At 64.3% G+C, this 16,159-nt stretch carries 13 protein-coding genes; 8 read left to right on the forward strand and 5 right to left on the reverse strand.

Annotated elements, in window-relative coordinates; genetic code table 11:
* The 3 genes from QZ329_RS08090 to QZ329_RS08100 form a co-directional block, all read right to left on the reverse strand.
* The coding region (locus QZ329_RS08090) for a HAMP domain-containing sensor histidine kinase (RefSeq protein WP_295750862.1) at positions 1-1,139 on the reverse strand (1,139 nt) is incomplete at its 3' end.
* A 100-nt stretch (positions 1,140-1,239) separates the two neighbouring features.
* The gene (locus QZ329_RS08095) at positions 1,240-1,914 is read right to left on the reverse strand and encodes a response regulator transcription factor (RefSeq protein WP_295750865.1); all 675 of its coding nucleotides are present in this window, start codon (positions 1,912-1,914) and stop codon (positions 1,240-1,242) included.
* A 12-nt stretch (positions 1,915-1,926) separates the two neighbouring features.
* Positions 1,927-3,039 (reverse strand): DUF4340 domain-containing protein, encoded by a 1,113-nt coding sequence (locus QZ329_RS08100; protein WP_295750867.1) that lies wholly within the window; start codon positions 3,037-3,039, stop codon positions 1,927-1,929.
* Positions 3,040-3,504: 465 nt separating this feature from the next.
* Between QZ329_RS08100 and QZ329_RS08105 the strand changes: the two genes are divergently transcribed.
* The 3 genes from QZ329_RS08105 (at position 3,505) to QZ329_RS08115 (ending at position 6,770) form a co-directional block, all read left to right on the forward strand.
* Entirely contained in the window at positions 3,505-5,046 is a 1,542-nt protein-coding gene (locus QZ329_RS08105) for a 4Fe-4S dicluster domain-containing protein (protein WP_295750870.1), read from the forward strand.
* A 139-nt stretch (positions 5,047-5,185) separates the two neighbouring features.
* Positions 5,186-5,683: a sigma-70 family RNA polymerase sigma factor gene (locus QZ329_RS08110; RefSeq protein ID WP_365351668.1), complete on the forward strand. Its 498-nt coding sequence runs from the start codon at positions 5,186-5,188 to the stop codon at positions 5,681-5,683.
* On the forward strand, positions 5,673-6,770 hold the full coding sequence (locus QZ329_RS08115; RefSeq protein ID WP_295750877.1) for a DUF4825 domain-containing protein: 1,098 nt from the start codon (positions 5,673-5,675) through the stop codon (positions 6,768-6,770). The genes QZ329_RS08110 and QZ329_RS08115 overlap by 11 nt, the downstream gene beginning before the upstream one ends.
* A 58-nt stretch (positions 6,771-6,828) precedes the next feature.
* Here QZ329_RS08115 and carB read toward each other — a convergent pair whose 3' ends face one another.
* A complete protein-coding gene (gene carB, locus QZ329_RS08120) occupies positions 6,829-10,860 on the reverse strand; it encodes a carbamoyl-phosphate synthase large subunit (RefSeq protein ID WP_295750880.1) in 4,032 nt (1,343 codons plus the stop codon).
* A complete protein-coding gene (locus tag QZ329_RS08125; RefSeq protein ID WP_295750882.1) occupies positions 10,860-11,924 on the reverse strand; it encodes a carbamoyl phosphate synthase small subunit in 1,065 nt (354 codons plus the stop codon). The genes carB and QZ329_RS08125 overlap by 1 nt, the downstream gene beginning before the upstream one ends.
* Before the next feature lie 253 nt (positions 11,925-12,177).
* Here QZ329_RS08125 and QZ329_RS08130 point away from each other — a divergent pair, with 253 nt between their 5' ends.
* The 5 genes from QZ329_RS08130 (at position 12,178) to pyrF (ending at position 16,153) form a co-directional block, all read left to right on the forward strand.
* Positions 12,178-12,363 (forward strand): hypothetical protein, encoded by a 186-nt coding sequence (locus tag QZ329_RS08130; protein ID WP_295750884.1) that lies wholly within the window; start codon positions 12,178-12,180, stop codon positions 12,361-12,363.
* A 113-nt stretch (positions 12,364-12,476) separates the two neighbouring features.
* Positions 12,477-13,814: a dihydroorotase gene (locus tag QZ329_RS08135; protein WP_295750887.1), complete on the forward strand. Its 1,338-nt coding sequence runs from the start codon at positions 12,477-12,479 to the stop codon at positions 13,812-13,814.
* The gene (locus QZ329_RS08140) at positions 13,811-14,548 is read left to right on the forward strand and encodes a dihydroorotate dehydrogenase electron transfer subunit (RefSeq protein WP_295750891.1); all 738 of its coding nucleotides are present in this window, start codon (positions 13,811-13,813) and stop codon (positions 14,546-14,548) included. Before QZ329_RS08135 ends, QZ329_RS08140 begins: the two co-directional genes overlap by 4 nt.
* The gene (locus tag QZ329_RS08145) at positions 14,542-15,459 is read left to right on the forward strand and encodes a dihydroorotate dehydrogenase (RefSeq protein ID WP_295750894.1); all 918 of its coding nucleotides are present in this window, start codon (positions 14,542-14,544) and stop codon (positions 15,457-15,459) included. Before QZ329_RS08140 ends, QZ329_RS08145 begins: the two co-directional genes overlap by 7 nt.
* A complete protein-coding gene (pyrF, locus tag QZ329_RS08150; protein ID WP_295750896.1) occupies positions 15,452-16,153 on the forward strand; it encodes an orotidine-5'-phosphate decarboxylase in 702 nt (233 codons plus the stop codon). The genes QZ329_RS08145 and pyrF overlap by 8 nt, the downstream gene beginning before the upstream one ends.
* The last annotated feature ends 6 nt before the right edge of the window (positions 16,154-16,159 follow it).

Raw genomic sequence — 16,159 nt, forward strand, 5'->3', positions numbered from 1 at the left:
ATGCTCAGCCCCAGGCCGAAGCCGCTCTTCTCCCCCCGGGAGGCGTCCGCCCGGTAAAACCGCTCGAACAGCCGGGAGAGCTGCTCCGGCGGAATGGGGTCGCCGGGGTTGGAGACGGTCAGCCGGGCCTGCCGCTCCGTCTTCTCCAGGGTCAGGGTGACGGTTCCGCCCTCCGCGCCGTATTTAATGGCGTTGTCCAGCAGGACGGAGATCAGCCGCCGCAGCCGCTTCCCGTCCCCCAGGACGGCGATGTCCTCCGCAATCTGGTATTCCAGGGACTTCCCCGCCTCGAAGGCCACGGGCTCGAAGGCGAGGGCGCAGTCCTCCGCCGCGTCGGAGAGGGACGTCTCCGCCAGCGCCGCCGGCTGGGTCATGTTGTCCGCCCGGGCCAGGGTCAGCATCTCCTCCACCAGGTCCCGCATCTGCCGGGACTCGGAGAGGATGTTGTCCGTCCAGCGGGCGGGGCGCTCCTCCTGGGACAGGGCGGCCAGAAGCTCCGCGTTGGATAAAATCACCGTCAACGGGGTCTTCAGCTCGTGGGAGGCGTCAGACAGGAACTGGCGCTGCTGCCCCCAGGCCCGCTCCACAGGCCGGGTGGTCCACCAGGCCAGCAGAATGGAGACGCACAAAAGCAGCAAAAACGCCGCCAGGGCGATGACCAGATAGGAGCCCATCATCTCCTGGAGCATGGCCCGCTCCATGGACATGTCCACGAAGGCCAGCTTCTGGTAAAGGCCGTTGTCCTGCCGGAGGTAGCGGAGGCTGTAGCTCTGGATCACGCCCTCCGGTCCCTTCTGATTCAGGCAATCCTGCAAAATGGCGGCCAGCTCCTCCGTATCCTCCAGCCCGGCGTAGGTGCCGCCGGTGACGTAGGCGTTCATCCGCCCCTCTCCCCCCCGCCAGACGTGAACGGTGAAATAGGGCAGCAGCAGCTTGTCCCCGCCGATTTCCACGCCGATCTCCCGCTGCCCGCCGCCGGGCAGCTCCGCCTCCTGGATGACCCGGTGAAGGACCTGGCGGCTCAGATTCTCCACGTTTCCCTGTAAGGCGGCGAAAATGGCAAGGCACACCGCCGCCAGCACGGCCGTAACCAGGGCCATACAGACGGCCACAAATTTCAGCCGCAGCTTTCGGATCAAGGCGGGGACCCCCTTGTCAATAATTTTGTGGAAAATGTGGAAAAAGGGTGGAGAGGGGTGGAGAAGATAAGCGGAACTCACAGTTGACGAAACGGACGTTTTAGCCCTCCTCCAGACAGTAGCCCACCATCCGGATGGTGCGGATTTTCACCCGGGCGTGAATGTGGGCCAGCTTCTTCCGGAGGAAGGAGATATAGACCTCCACATTGTTGTCCTCCGCGTTGGACTCATAGCCCCAGATTTTCAGCAGCAGCGACTCCTTGGTCAGCACCAGGTTCCGGTTCAGCATCAAAAGCTCGCAGATGTCAAACTCCTTCCGGCTGAGGCGGACGGACCGCTCCCCGCAGGAGAGGGTGAAGCTGTTCTTATCCAGCCGCAGCCCGCCGAACTCCAGAATGCCGGTGTTCCGCAGCTCCGGCTGCCGCCGGGCCAGGGCCCGGACGCAGGCCAGCAGCTCCTTGGGGTCAAAGGGCTTGGTGAGATAGTAGTCCGCCCCCCGGTCCAGCCCCTCCACCTTGTCGGAGACCTCGGACCGGGCGGTGAGCATCAGCACCGGCACGGCGTTCCCCGCCTCCCGCAGGCGGCGCAGAACGGTGAACCCGTCCAGCTTGGGCAGCATCACGTCCAGCAAAACCACGTCGTAAATGCCGCTGAGGGCGTTGTCCAGCCCCGCCTCGCCGTCGTGGCAGACGTCGGCGGTATAGCCGTCCATCTCCAGCAGGTCCCGCAGCGTGGCGGCCAGCCGGGTCTCGTCTTCGATTACCAGCACCCGCATGGGCGTTCCTCCTTACTTTGCTCCCTGCTCTTCCGGCTGGCCGCCGTCCTGGACCGACGGGCCCCGTATGCCGGCCGCGGAGATGGTCATCAGGGCGTCCGCGCTGTCGGTGGGCAGGGCGTAAATGGTGGCGTCCTCCCCCAGCTGGACGTAGCGGCCGGACCCGTCGGGCATCCGGGCCCCCACGGTGAGGGTGAGCGTCTGGTCCAGGCCGCCTGCGGCGTACTCCACCTTCAAAATGGCGTCCGGGTTGGCGAAGCCGCAGATTTCCGCCGCCTCCGCGCTGGGCAGATAGTCCACGCACTTAGCGAAGGACATGGTCCGAAGGTCGTGCAGCAGGTCCTGGAGCAGGGCGGCGGCGGTGACGTTGTCGCTCCCGGAGAACCAGAGGACGGACTGCTCCCCCCCGCTGGAGTGCCGGGCGGTCAGGGAGACGGTGGGCCGCTCCGGCTCGGAAGCGGGCTTCTCGCCGCCCTCCTCCCCGTCCTCCTCCGGGTCCTGGGCGGGGGCGGGGCCCTGGATGGTGATGGCCCGGAGATTTGTCTCGCTAAGGTCCGGCAGCTCCGGCAGAAGGCACATGTCGTAAATGGGCAGCTGCATCAGGCGAATCAGGGTGTCCGCCACGATGTAGACCGTGGACTCGTCGCCGTTCATCATCATGTAATAGCTGTCGCCGTCGGTGGTGGCCTTGCCGAAGGCCAGATTCTGGGCGGAGCCGTCCCCGGCGGTGGCGGTGAGGGTGGCGGAGGGGCTGTCCAGCCCATAGGTCTCCATGCTCTCCGTGGCGGGAAGGACCTGCTGGAATTTCAGGGCGGCCAGGGTCTCCACAATCTCGGTCACCGTCGCGTCGTTCAGGGGAAAGTCCGGGGTGTCCGCCCAGATCCACTTCCCCTCCCCGTCCAGGGCGAAGGAGAGGGTGGCCGCGCCGTTGTAATAGGTCAGCCCGGCGCAGGCGGAGGGGTCCGCCAGGGTGACGGCGCCGTCTACGGACTGGCTGGCGGCGCCCGACACCGCCGCCTCCCGCCCCTCCCGGTAGCGCATCCCGAACACGATCAGCAGCGCCGCGAAGAGCACCGCGATGATGGTGAGCAGCATGGTGACGGTTCGTCTCTCTTTCCAGGTCATGGATTAATCCTCCCGTTTGAAGCCGGCGGCGGAGGCCGCCGGGGGCTTGTGTTAAAAAAAAGAATGCAGCCTATATTATATCCATAGAGCCCAGACTTGTCAATTTTCTGGTTTCACTATCCGCCTTCCGGCTGAAAAGAAGCTGAAAAGGGACGAAAAAAGGCGGCCCGGGCGTAAGGTTCACAAAATGTTTTCAAATCGTCAAGATTGATTTCAAATTTTCGGGGTATGCTATTACCATCCTCTGCGGAGGAGACACGATTTCCTCTCTTTCTGTTTCTTTTCCCTCTTTGCAGCCGGCGGCGGGTTCTCCCGTCCGCCGGATTTTTTTTGTGTCCGGCCTTGCCAGCAAGAACCTCTTGCAATGTGGGGCGATGTCCGATATAATATACCCTGAGCCGGTATGGTTTGATATTTCACAAACATCAGACGGCGGAGCCGCCTGAAAAATAGGAGGAAACTGCAATGAGAGGTGTACACAGCGCTGTCGACGACATCCGCCGCACCGTATTCAAAGAGGTGGCCAAGCTGGCTCTGGAGGGGGGGGACCCCCGCCTGCTGGACCAGGTTCCCCTGAAGATGATTCAGGGCGACGTGGCGCACCACCGGCACGACGTCTTTCTGGAGCGGGCCATCGTCCAGGAGCGGGTTCGCCTGGCCCTGGGGCTGAATATCCGCTTCGCCGGGGAGACCACCCCCGTCAGCGAGGACCTTCAGTGGGCGGAGAAGTCCAAAAAGCACTTTGAAAATCCCCTGGTGAACATCATCCCCTTCGCCTGCAACGCCTGCCCGCCCAAGCAGCTGCGCATCACCGACAACTGCCAGGGCTGCATTTCCCACCCCTGCATGAACGTCTGCCCCAAGGACGCCATCTATATGGACAAGGACAAGCACTGCCACATTGACCAGGACAAGTGCATCAAGTGCGGCAAGTGCTTCAACCAGTGCCCCTACCGGGCCATTTCCAAGATCGAGCGGCCCTGCGCCGCCGCCTGCGGCATGGACGCCATCAAGTCCGACGAGCTGGGCCGGGCCAAGATCGACTATGACAAGTGCGTCTCCTGCGGCATGTGCCTGGTGAACTGCCCCTTCGGCGCCATCGCCGACAAGAGCCAGATCTACCAGGTCTGCCAGAGCCTGCATAAGGGAGAGAAGGTCATCGCCTGCGTGGCCCCGGCCTTTGTGGGCCAGTTCGGCAAGGACGCCACGCCCGCCAAACTCCACGCCGCCATGAAGGTGCTGGGCTTCTACGACGTGGTGGAGGTGGCCATCGGCGCGGACCTCTGCACCGTGGAGGAGGCCCACGACTTCCTGGAGGAGGTTCCCGCCAAGCAGCCCTGGATGGGCACATCGTGCTGCCCCGCCTGGAGCGTCATGGCGAAAAAGCTCTATCCCGAGTTTGCCGACTACATCTCCATGGCCCTGACGCCCATGGTCATCACCGCCCGCATGGTGAAGAAGGACCACCCGGACGCCAAAACCGTCTTCATCGGGCCCTGCTCCGCCAAGAAGCTGGAGGCCAACCGCCGGACCATCCGTTCCGATGTGGACTTCGTTTTGACCTTCGAGGAGATGCTGGGCATCTTCGACGCGGCGGATATTGATTTTGCCAAGCTCCACGTCAATCCCGAGGACGAGATGGACGAGGGCACCGGCATGGGCCGGGGCTTCGCCGTGGGCGGAGGCGTGGCCGCCGCCGTGGTGGAGGCCATTAAGCACATCGACCCGGACCGGCAGATTAAAATCGAGTACGGCGACGGGCTGAAGAACTGCCGGAAGATGCTGGCCATGGCCAAGGCGGGCAAACGGGACGGCTATCTGCTGGAGGGCATGGGCTGCCCCGGCGGCTGCGTGGCCGGCGCGGGCACCATCAGCCCGGTGCGGGACAGCATGATGACCGTGGAGAAGTTCAAGAACCAGGCCCTTTCCATGAGCTGCACCGAGAGTCCCTATCTGGACCAGCTGGAGGAAGTGGAGAAGAAGTACGAGATTACGCCCCACGATTGACCGGACCGTATACGAAAAAATTGACGGGTTTTGCCCGTCAATTTTTTTCGCCGGTGCTGTAACATTCGCTTCTTCCGGGGGATATATAAACAGAAGCGCCGCCCCGGCAGCCCCGGCTCCCGCCGCCCGGAAAGGAGGAATGCCTGTGGAGGATTTACAAAAAGTCTATCAGCAGCACGCCCAAACGGTTTACAAATTCCTCCTGGCGAAAACCGGGAACGAACACCTGGCGGAAGAGCTGACCCAGGAGACCTTTTACCAGGCCGTCAAGTCCGTGGACCGCTTTGACGGCAGCTGCAAGGTCTCCGTCTGGCTGTGCCAGATTGCCAAGCACCTTTGGTACCAGCACCTCCGGAAACAAAAGCGGGAGGCCCCGGTTTTGCCCGAGGACCTGCCGGAGGTTCCGGGCCCCTCGGCAGAGGAGGGACTTTTGGAGAAGGAGGGGCGGATGGACCTTTTCCGGCTGGTCCACGGCCTGCCGGAGCCGGCGCGGGAGGTGGTGTACCTCCGGGCCTTCGGAGGGCTCAGCTTCCGGGAGATCGGGGACGTGTGCGGCAGGACGGAGACCTGGGCCCGGGTAACCTTTTACCGGAGCAAGGAGAAATTACGGAACGGAGGCGCGAGGGATGAAGAATGATTTAAGCTGCGGCGTGGTGCGGGATTTGCTGCCCAGCTATGTGGAAAACCTCCTGGGGGAGGAATCCAGGGAGGCCGTGGACCGGCACCTGGCGGGCTGTCCGGAATGTACGGCCCGGAAGGAGGCCATGACCGCCCCGGCGGGCCAGGCGGAGGAGACGGCAAAAGAGGTGGATTTTCTCAAGGGGGTGAAAAAGCGGAGCGGCAAGCGGGTGGCCCTGGCGGTGTTGTGCACAGTAGTGGTGCTGGTGGGGGCTTTCCTGGTAAAGGAATTTGTGATTGGCCGGGCTGTGGACCCGGAATCTATTTCCATTCAGTGCGCGGAGGTGGATGAACAGGGCAGTCTGACCTTCCTGGCGGACACATATTGGGGAGCCTATGAGCTCCGGGGCCTGAGAAGCACGGAGGAAGACGGTATCATCCGTTACACGGCCAGGGAAGTACGGATGAATGCCTTTCAATTCATGGGAGAAGAAGCGTACCGGAAACAGATACCTCTGACCGTTTCACTGAAAAACGTCACAGAGGTCTGGTTCTGCGGGCGGCTGGTGTGGCAGGAGGGACTGATTATCCACCCGGACACCCTGCGAATGCTGGAGACGAAAACCCCCTACTGCGGAGACCCCGCTGCCCTGGGGCGGATCATGGACGCTTTGCGGCTCCAGGAGTTTACGGGAGGGCACACCGTGTCCCTGCAAACCCGTGAGCGCCCCTACGTTCTGACGCTGAAATTTGAGAAACGAATCAGCCCCTTTATCATATGGGATTGGACGGAATGCTATTTCTTCCAAATTCTGGTCCTGGTGGACAATCTGGATGAGGTGGTCTACGCGTTTGACCCGGAAAGGGACAGCGGCAAAACCGTTACCGGCGGCAGAGTCACTGTGGAGTACGCCACAGAGGTCATGGCCAAGCTGACGGAGTCTCACAATCTTCGATATGGCACGGACTGGCCCATCCATGAGAATTTTAAAGAGTACGCGGAATCCCCCCTGGAGTATCAGCGCATGATTACGCTGCTGGAAGAAAGCTGCAGCTATAAACAAGGCTACCCTCTGATCTGGTCGGACAGCTCCGGCCGGTCATGAAAGGAAGGACCGCCCCTTACGGGCGGTCCTTTTGTAATATTTTTCGACAATTTTCCAATTAGTATTTAATCTCCCCCGTATACACCAGCTTCGCGTCCCCGGTCAGGGTAACCCCCTCGTCGGTGTAGTGGACAATCAGCTCCCCGCCCTTCACCCGGACGGTGATGTCCCGGCCCTTTTCGCAAAGGCCGTTGGCAACCGCGGCTACCACGGCGGCGCAGGCCCCGGTGCCGCAGGCCATGGTCTCCCCGCTGCCCCGCTCCCAAACCCGCATTTTGATGGTGCTGGGGTTTACCACCCGGATGAACTCCGTGTTGATGCGCTCCGGGAAGTAGGGCGCGTGCTCGAACCGGGGGCCGATGAAGTCGATGTCCACCGCGTCCACCCGGTCGCAGAAGACCACGCAGTGGGGGTTGCCCATGTCTACGCAGGTGATGTTGTAGGGCCGTCCGGCGATGCGGACGGGATAGTCCACCACCTGCTTTTCCGCGATGGTGAATTTCAGCGCCGCCGTGTCCAGAGCGGCCTTCCCCATGTCCACGCTGGCGGAGGTAACCTTCCCGTTGGTGGTGTAGAGGGTGACGGTCCGCAGGCCGCTGCCGGTCTCCACGGTGACGGTCTCCCCGGCGGCGAGGCCGTTGTCATAGAGGTACTTTCCCAGGCAGCGCAGGGCGTTGCCCGCCATTTTCCCCTCGCTGCCGTCGGCGTTGAACATGCGCATTTTCGCGTCGGCGATGGCGGAGCGCTCGATCAGAATAATGCCGTCGGCCCCCACGCCGTAGTGCCGGTGGCAGAAGGTGACGCACAGGGACTCCGGGCAGGTGATCTGCCCGTCGAAGTTCTCCAGGAAGATGTAGTCGTTGCCGCAGGTCTGCATCTTGGTGAAGGGCAGTTTCTCCCGCCGCTCCCGCAGGTGGCAGATGTCCACCAGCTCCGTGTTCCCCTGGCTGTAGCGGGACTCCAGAATGTCCGCCAGGGCCCCGGCGGTGTCCAGGCTGGTCAGGCAGGGGATGCCCAGCTGGACGCAGCGGTGGTTCAGGCGGATGAAGTCCCGGATGTAGTCCGGTTCCGTGGAGCCGGTGAGGATGACGTAGTCGATCTTTCCGGCCTCCAGCAGCTGGAAGACCCGGTTGTCCTGGCCCAGTTTGCCCACCACTTCCACGCTGGTGCCCAGGCCCTCGATCTCGCGGGCGGTGCGCTCGGTGGCGTAGAGCCGGAAGCCCAGCTCGTCCAGCTTCCGGGCGGTGTCGATGATCTCCGGCTGGTCCCGGCGGTTGACGGAAATCAGCACGCCCCGTTTCTCCTCGCTCTCCACCTTGTACCCGGCGGAGACCAGGCCCTTGAACAGGGCCTCCTGCATGTTCTTCCCCAGGCCCAGCACCTCCCCGGTGGACTTCATCTCCGGAGAGAGGGCCGCGTTGGCGTCGGTGATCTTTTCGAAGGAGAAGACGGGGACCTTGACGGCCACATAGGGCGGCTGGCGGTACAGTCCCGTGCCGTAGCCCAGGGACTTGAGGGGCTGCCCCACCATGACCCGGGTGGCCAGGTCCACCATGGGCACGCCGGTGACCTTGGAAATGTAGGGCACCGTCCGGCTGGCCCGGGGATTCACCTCGATGACGTAGAGCTCCCCCTGGTAGATGAGGTACTGGATGTTGATGAGGCCCCGGGTGCCGAGAGACAGGGCCAGCTTCTCGGAGCAGTCGATGATGGTCTTCAGCATCCGGTCCCCGATGGAGAAGGGGGGATAGACGGCGATGGAGTCCCCGGAGTGGACGCCGGTGCGCTCGATGTGCTGCATAACGCCGGGAATCAGCACGTCCGTGCCGTCGGAGATCACGTCCACCTCCAGCTCCTTCCCCATGAGATACTGGTCCACCAGGACGGGGTTCTCCACCTTGCCGGAGAGGATGACGTTCATATAGGTCCGCACGTCCCCGTCGTTGTGGGCGATGACCATGTTCTGCCCGCCGATGACGTAGCTGGGCCGCAGCAGGACGGGGTAGCCCAGCTCGTTGGCGGCGGCCAGGGCCTCCTCCATGCCCAGGACCCCCTTCCCCTGGGGGCGCTTGATGTGGAAGCGCTCCAGAAGTTCGTCGAAGCGCTCCCGGTCCTCCGCCATGTCGATGGACTCGGCGGAGGTGCCCAGAATGGGGATGCCCCTGCCGTCCAGGAACTTCGTGAGCTTGATGGCCGTCTGTCCGCCGAAGGCCACCACCACGCCCACGGGCTGTTCCGCTTCTATGATGTGCATCACGTCCTCGGGGCAGAGGGGCTCGAAATAGAGGCGGTCGGCGGTGTCGTAGTCCGTGGAGACAGTCTCCGGGTTGTTGTTGACGATGACCACGTCATAGCCCAGCTCCTTGAGGGTCCAGACGCAGTGGACGGAGGAGTAGTCAAACTCAATGCCCTGGCCGATGCGGATGGGGCCGGAGCCCAGGACCATGATGACCGGCCGGCCGGACCGGGGGAAGGCCCGGGACTCGCAGAAGCGGTCGAAGCTGGAGTAGAAATAGGGGGTCTCCGCGTCGAACTCCGCGCCGCAGGTGTCCACCATTTTGTAGACGGCCCTCCGGCTCTCCCCGGGCAGGCGTTCCGCCCCGGAGAGGCGGAGCAGGGTCTCGTCGGGATAGCCCAGGCGCTTGCCCTCCTCATAGCGCGCGGCCGTCAGGCCCCCGCTCTCCAGGGCCCGTTCGAAGTCCGCCATGCCCTGGAGCTTCCAGAGGAACCAGCGGTCGATCTTCGTGATGGAAAAAATCTCGTCCGGGCCGACGCCGGACTTCAGCGCCTCGAAGACGGTGAAGAGCCGCCGGTCGTCCACCCGCCGGAGCCGCTCCCGGATGGGGGCGGGATCGCTGTCCTTCCGGTTCAGGCTGTCCTGCCCGATCTCCGCCCCCCGGACGGCCTTCATCAGGGCCATCTCGAAGCTGGGGGCGATGGACATGACCTCGCCGGTGGCCTTCATCTGGGTGCCCAGGGTCCGGGAGGCATCGGCGAATTTGTCGAAGGGCCACTTGGGCATTTTCACCACGATGTAGTCCAGCGTGGGCTCGAAGCAGGCGCAGGTCTTGCCGGTGATGTCGTTTTTGATCTCGTCCAGGGTGTAGCCCAGGGCGATTTTCGCCGTGATCTTGGCGATGGGGTAGCCCGTGGCCTTGGAGGCCAGGGCCGAGGACCGGGACACCCGGGGGTTCACCTCGATGACGGCGTACTCGAAGCTGTCGGGGGCCAACGCCAGCTGGACGTTGCACCCGCCCACGATGCCCAGGTGGGCGATGATGTCCAGAGAGGCGGAGCGGAGCATCTGGAACTCCCGGTCCGCCAGGGTCTGGGCGGGGGCCACCACGATGGAGTCCCCGGTGTGGACGCCCACGGGGTCCAGGTTCTCCATGGAGCAGACGGCGATGACGTTCCCCGCGCCGTCCCGCATGGTCTCAAACTCGATTTCCTTCCAGCCGAAGATGGCCTTCTCAATCAGCACCTGGGTGATGGGGGAGGCGTCCAGCCCCGTCTGGGCGATGACCCGCAGCTCCTCCTCGTCCTTGGCCGCGCCGCCTCCCGCGCCCCCCAGGGTGAAGGCGGGACGGACAATGACGGGATAACCGATGCGGGCGGCCACGTCCAGGGCCGCCTCCACGGTTTCCGCGATGCCGGAGGCAATCACCGGCTGGCCGATTTCCGCCATGGCCTCCTTGAAGAGCTCCCGGTCCTCGGCCCGGGAGATGGCGGCGGCGTTGGCGCCCAAAAGCCGGACGTTCTGCTCCGCCAGGAAGCCCTCTTTGTCCAGCTGCATGGCCAGGGTCAGGCCGGTCTGCCCCCCCAGGCCGGCGAGGAGGGAGTCCGGCCGCTCTTTGCGGATGATGCGCTTCATGGTCTCCACGGTGAGGGGCTCCAGGTAAATCTCGTCCGCCATGGCCTGATCGGTCATGATGGTGGCGGGGTTGGAGTTGCAGAGGACCACGTTCACCCCGGCCTCCTTCAGGACCCGGCAGGCCTGGGCCCCGGCGTAGTCAAACTCGGCGGCCTGGCCGATGACAATGGGGCCGGAGCCGATGACCAGGACTTTTTGGATGCTGGTATCCAAGGGCATCAGAGATCGCCTCCCTTCATCAAATCCACAAAGCGGTCAAAGAGGAACGCGGTGTCCCGGGGACCGCCCCGGGCCTCGGGGTGGAACTGGACCGTGAAGGCCCGGAGGCCGGGATAGTCCAGCCCCTCGCAGGTCTGGTCGTTGGCATTGGCGAAGGAGACGCGGCCGCAGGGCACGGAGTCTCCGTCCACGGCGTAGCCATGGTTTTGGCTGGTGATGTAGGTCCGCACGCCGCCCAAGTCCCGGACGGGCTGATTCACGCCCCGGTGGCCGTACTTGAGCTTATAGGTCCTCCCCCCCGCCGCCAGGGCGGTGAGCTGGTGGCCCAGGCAGATGCCGAAGAGGGGGACCTTGCCCAGGAGCTTTTGAATCTGCGCGATCGGAAAGACGTTCTCCGCCGGGTCCCCGGGGCCGTTGGAGAGCATGACGCCGTCAGGGTTCGAGGCCAGAACCGTCTCCGCCGGGGTGTCCGCCGGAAGGACGGTGACGGCGCAGCCCCGCCTCCGCAGCTCCTGGATGATGTTTTGCTTCGCGCCGTAGTCCAGCAGGGCGACGCGGAAGCGGGTCTCCCCCTCCGCGCCGTAGACAGCGGGCTCCCTACGGGTGACGGCGGCCACCGCGCCGGTGACGGCGTACTCCCGGAGGAAGGCGAGGTCCTGGGGGACCTGGCCGCAGATGCAGGCGTTCATGACGCCGGACTCCCGGATGATCCGGGTGAGCTGCCGGGTGTCCATGCCATAGAGGCCGGGGACGCCCCGCTCCTTCAAAAAGCCGTCCAGGTCCCCGCCGCAGCGGAAGTTGGAGGGGTGGGCGCACCACTCCCGGACCACATAGCCCCGGACGCAGCAGTCCCCCTCAAAGTCCTGGGGGATGACGCCGTAGTTGCCGATGAGGGGATAGGTCTGCATGACGATCTGTCCCGCGTAGCTGGGGTCCGTCAGGGTCTCCACATAGCCGCACATGCCGGTGGTGAACACCAGCTCGCCGGTGGCCCCGGCCTCCGCGCCGAAGCGGACCCCCTCAAAAATCTGGCCGTCCGCCAGTACCAAATAGCCTTTTTCCATGGATTCCTCCCGTCGAACGTTGGACGCGTGATTGCCTTCTTTAGTTTTGTCTTTCCTATTATGAGGGTTTTTCCCGCCAGCGTCAATGACGGAATCCCCCGGCGGACGGCGAAGTTTTTCGGCGAGAGGTATTACTTTTTGTGAAAAACGTTCATAAGGCCCGGCGGCGAAAACTTCCATGGAAACCCCCTTGTAAAAGAGAGAAAGATGGTGTATGATAAGTTTGATTTTTGAAAATTGGGAGGAAGCCGTTATGAGCAAAACCGCAAGCATGGTCATGAAGATCATCGGCGCCAGTTTGGCCTTCGCCGCCTTCGTCTGCCTGTTGATCGGCGGCTGGCACGATCTCAGCGTGGGGTACTGCGGCATGAAAAAGCGCCTTACCCAGAGATTCAGCTCGGAATACGACGACTACGCCGACGAGGAGCTGTACGAGTGACGCCTCCCCCCTCCCCGCTTTCGGGGCGGGGGAATTTTTTTGCGGCGGACGGTTGACAACGCCGCCGTTTTCCGCTATGATACCTCGTTGAGAAAATGGAGAGGAGAACGTCTATGCGTTTGCTGCTGACCGGCGGGACCGTCTTTCGCGACGGGGGCTTCGAGCCTCTGGAGATTGCCGTTTCCAAAGGCCGTATTGTTTCCGTTTCCCCCAGCCTTCCCAGAGACGGCGCTTCCGTCCTTGAACTGCATAATTGTTTGATCGTTCCAGGTTTTGTCGATGTTCACGTCCATCTTCGACAGCCTGGATTTTCTTATAAGGAGACCGTGGCCTCCGGCACCGCCGCCGCCGCCGCCGGGGGCTATACCGCCGTGTGCGCCATGCCGAACCTGGACCCCGTGCCCGACTGCCCGGAGCATTTGCAGGCGGAGCTGGAGGCCGTCCGCCGGGACGCCCGGGTGCGGGTCTATCCCTACGGGGCCATCACCCGGGGGGAGAAGGGGGAGACCCTGGCGGACCTGGAGGGCCTGGCGCCCCTGGTTCCCGGTTTCTCCGACGACGGGCGGGGCGTCCAGTCGGAGGCGGTGATGCGGGAGGCCATGCTTCTGGCCAAACAACTGGACAGGCCCATCGCGGCCCACTGCGAGGACGAGTCCCTTTTGACCAAGGACTGGTGCGTCCACGACGGGGCCTTCGCCAAGAAACACGGTCTCCCCGGCAACGACCCCGCCAGCGAGTGGCGGCAGGTGGAGCGGGACATCCAACTGGTCCGGGAGACCGGGTGCCGCTATCACGTCTGCCACGTCTCCACGAAGGAGAGCGTCGCCCTCATCCGGGCGGCGAAGGCGAAGGGCCTTCCCGTCACCTGTGAGACCGGGCCCCACTACCTCTGCCTCTGCGACGAAGACCTGGAGGATCACGGGCGCTTCCGGATGAATCCCCCCATCCGCTCCGCCGCCGACCGGGACGCGCTGGTGGAGGGCCTTTTGGACGGGACGGTGGACTGCGTCGCCACGGACCACGCCCCCCACTCGGCGGAGGAGAAGGCCAACGGGCTCCGGGGAAGTCTCAACGGCGTGGTGGGCCTGGAGTGCGCCTTCCCGGTGTTGTACACGGAGCTGGTGAAGACGGGGAGGGTCCCCCTGGAAACCATTTTAAACGCCCTGTGCGTGAACCCCCGGCGAATCTTCGGACTGCCGGGCGGGAAAATTGAGGAGGGCCAGATCGCCGATTTGACGGTGCTGTCCCTGGACCACGGCGGCGTGGTGAACCCGGAGACCTTCCGCTCCCTGGGCCGGGCCACGCCCTTCGCCGGGCGGCGGGTGGAAGCCGCCGTCTGTATGACCCTGGTGGACGGAAAGCCTGTCTTTCCGGAGGGGCTGGAGCCGTCCCTCTATGGGACCATCGGAATTGCCCGGGGCTATGACCGCCGGTCAGGAGGGGAATCATGAGAAAGACCATATTTACCCTGGAGCGCACCCGGCAATTGGCCGGAGACGTGTGGGAGCTGACCCTCGCCGGGGATACCTCCGCTGTCACGGCCCCGGGCCAGTTTGTCAACCTTGAATTGCCGGGAAAGTTCCTCCGCCGGCCCATCTCCGTTTGCGGCTGGGACGGGGGGAGCCTGACTCTGCTGGTAAAGGAGGCGGGGGCGGGCACGAGGGAGCTGGTTCGCCTGCCGGAGGGAACAAAGCTGGACACACTGACGGGCCTGGGGAACGGCTTTGACGTCTCCGCCGCGCCGGAGGGGGCCGTTCTGGTGGGCGGCGGCATCGGCATCGCGCCGCTCTATGGCCTGGCAAAGCGCATGCTGGAGTCCGGGCGGAAGCCCGCCGCCGTTCTGGGCTTTCGGTCCGGGGAGGACGCCTTTTATCTTGAGGAGTTCGCCGCCCTGGGCCTGGAGCTCCGCCCCGCCTCGGAGGACGGAAGCCTTGGGACGAAGGGCTTCGTCACCGATGCGCTGAAAAATCTCCCGGACTGCCGGTACGTTCTGGCCTGCGGCCCCGCGCCCATGCTGCGGGCCGTCTGCGCCCTGCCCCAGATCGCCGGAGGGCAGTTCAGCTTCGAGGCCCGGATGGCCTGCGGCTTCGGCGCCTGCGTGGGCTGCACCATTGAGACCGGGAACGGCCTTCGCCGGGTCTGCAAGGACGGACCCGTGTTCCGAAAGGAGGAACTCCTATGGTAGACCTCTCTGTCAATCTGGCGGGGGTGCGGCTGAAAAACCCCGTCATTCCCGCCTCGGGCACCTTCGGCTATGGGCAGGAATTCGCCGGGGTCTATGACCTGGACATTCTGGGCTCCTTCTCCTGGAAGGGCACCACGAGCGAGCCCCGCCCCGGCAACCCGCAGCCCCGCATCGCGGAGGCCCCCTCCGGGATGCTGAACGCCGTGGGCCTTCAGAACCCCGGTATGGACGCCGTTCTCCGGGAGGAGGTTCCCCGCATTGCGAAGATATTCCACGGCCCGGTCATCGCCAATGTCTGCGGCTTCTCCCTGGAGGAGTACGCCGAAAACTGCCGGAGGCTGGAGGATGTGGAGCAGGTCAAAATTCTGGAGATCAACATCTCCTGCCCCAACGTCCACGCCGGGGGGAAGAACTTCGGCTCCGACCTCCGGAGCGCCGCCGCCGTCACCCGGGCCGTCCGGGCGGCCACGAAGAAGCCCGTCTTCATGAAGCTCAGCCCCAACGTCACGGACATCGCGGAAATCGCCCGGGCCTGTGAGGCGGAGGGGGCCGACGGCCTGTGCCTCATCAACACGCTGCTGGGCATGCGCATCGACCTGAACACAAGGCGGCCCCTTCTGGCCAACCGCACCGGGGGCCTCTCCGGTCCCGCCGTGTTCCCGGTGGCGGTGCGGATGGTGTGGGACGTGTACGAGGCGGTGAAGCTGCCCATCATCGGCTGCGGCGGCGTGGACAGCGCCGGGACCGCGGCGGAGATGATGCTGGCCGGGGCCTCCGCCGTGGAGGTGGGGGCGGCGAATCTCCGGGATCCCTGGGCCTGCAAGACCATCATCGAGAACCTGCCCGCCGTCTGTGAGCGGCTGGGCGTGCAGAACATTTCGGATTTGACAGGAGGAGCGCACCATGGCTAAGGACATCATCATCGCCCTGGACTTCCCCACGCGGGAGGAGACCCTGACCTTTCTGGACCGGTTCCCCTCCGGGGAGAAGCCCTTCGTGAAGATCGGCATGGAGCTTTACTACGCGGAGGGGCCGTCCATCGTCCGGGAGATCAAGGCCCGGGGACACAAAATTTTCCTGGATCTGAAGCTCCACGACATTCCCAACACCGTGAAGCGGGCCATGGCGGTCCTCTCCGGCCTGGAGGTGGACATGGTAAACCTCCACGCCGCCGGGGCCTCCGCCATGATGCGGGCGGCGCTGGAGGGCCTGACCCGGCCCGACGGGACGCGGCCGCTGCTCATCGCCGTCACCCAGCTCACCAGCACCGGCGCCGCCGTCCTGCGGGACGAGCTGCTGATTGAAACCCCCATGGCGGAGACCGTCCTCGCCTACGCCCGAAATGCCGCCGCCAGCGGTCTGGACGGCGTGGTCTGCTCGCCCCTGGAGGCGGCGCTGGTAAAGGAGCGCTGCGGAGCGGGCTTTTGCACCGTCACCCCCGGCGTCCGCTTCGCCGGCGGGGACGCCGGGGACCAAAAGCGGGTAATGACCCCGGAGCAGGCTGGAAAAAGCGGCTGCGACTACATCGTTATGGGCCGCCCCATCACGAAGGACCCGGACCCGGCGGCGGCCTACCGCCGGGCGGTACAGGAATTTTTAGGATGAGAAAGG

It is taken from the genome of uncultured Oscillibacter sp. (assembly GCF_910579365.1).
In the GTDB taxonomy this organism is placed as follows: Bacteria; Bacillota; Clostridia; order Oscillospirales; family Oscillospiraceae; genus Oscillibacter.

Coding starts and splice junctions, on each gene's coding strand:
- QZ329_RS08095 (WP_295750865.1), bottom strand. CDS start 1,914: ATGCGGGTGCTGGTAATCGAAGACGAGACCCGGCTGGCCGCCACGCTG.
- QZ329_RS08100 (WP_295750867.1), bottom strand. CDS start 3,039: ATGACCTGGAAAGAGAGACGAACCGTCACCATGCTGCTCACCATCATC.
- QZ329_RS08105 (WP_295750870.1), top strand. CDS start 3,505: ATGAGAGGTGTACACAGCGCTGTCGACGACATCCGCCGCACCGTATTC.
- QZ329_RS08110 (WP_365351668.1), top strand. CDS start 5,186: ATGCCTGTGGAGGATTTACAAAAAGTCTATCAGCAGCACGCCCAAACG.
- QZ329_RS08115 (WP_295750877.1), top strand. CDS start 5,673: ATGAAGAATGATTTAAGCTGCGGCGTGGTGCGGGATTTGCTGCCCAGC.
- carB (WP_295750880.1), bottom strand. CDS start 10,860: ATGCCCTTGGATACCAGCATCCAAAAAGTCCTGGTCATCGGCTCCGGC.
- QZ329_RS08125 (WP_295750882.1), bottom strand. CDS start 11,924: ATGGAAAAAGGCTATTTGGTACTGGCGGACGGCCAGATTTTTGAGGGG.
- QZ329_RS08130 (WP_295750884.1), top strand. CDS start 12,178: ATGAGCAAAACCGCAAGCATGGTCATGAAGATCATCGGCGCCAGTTTG.
- QZ329_RS08135 (WP_295750887.1), top strand. CDS start 12,477: ATGCGTTTGCTGCTGACCGGCGGGACCGTCTTTCGCGACGGGGGCTTC.
- QZ329_RS08140 (WP_295750891.1), top strand. CDS start 13,811: ATGAGAAAGACCATATTTACCCTGGAGCGCACCCGGCAATTGGCCGGA.
- QZ329_RS08145 (WP_295750894.1), top strand. CDS start 14,542: ATGGTAGACCTCTCTGTCAATCTGGCGGGGGTGCGGCTGAAAAACCCC.
- pyrF (WP_295750896.1), top strand. CDS start 15,452: ATGGCTAAGGACATCATCATCGCCCTGGACTTCCCCACGCGGGAGGAG.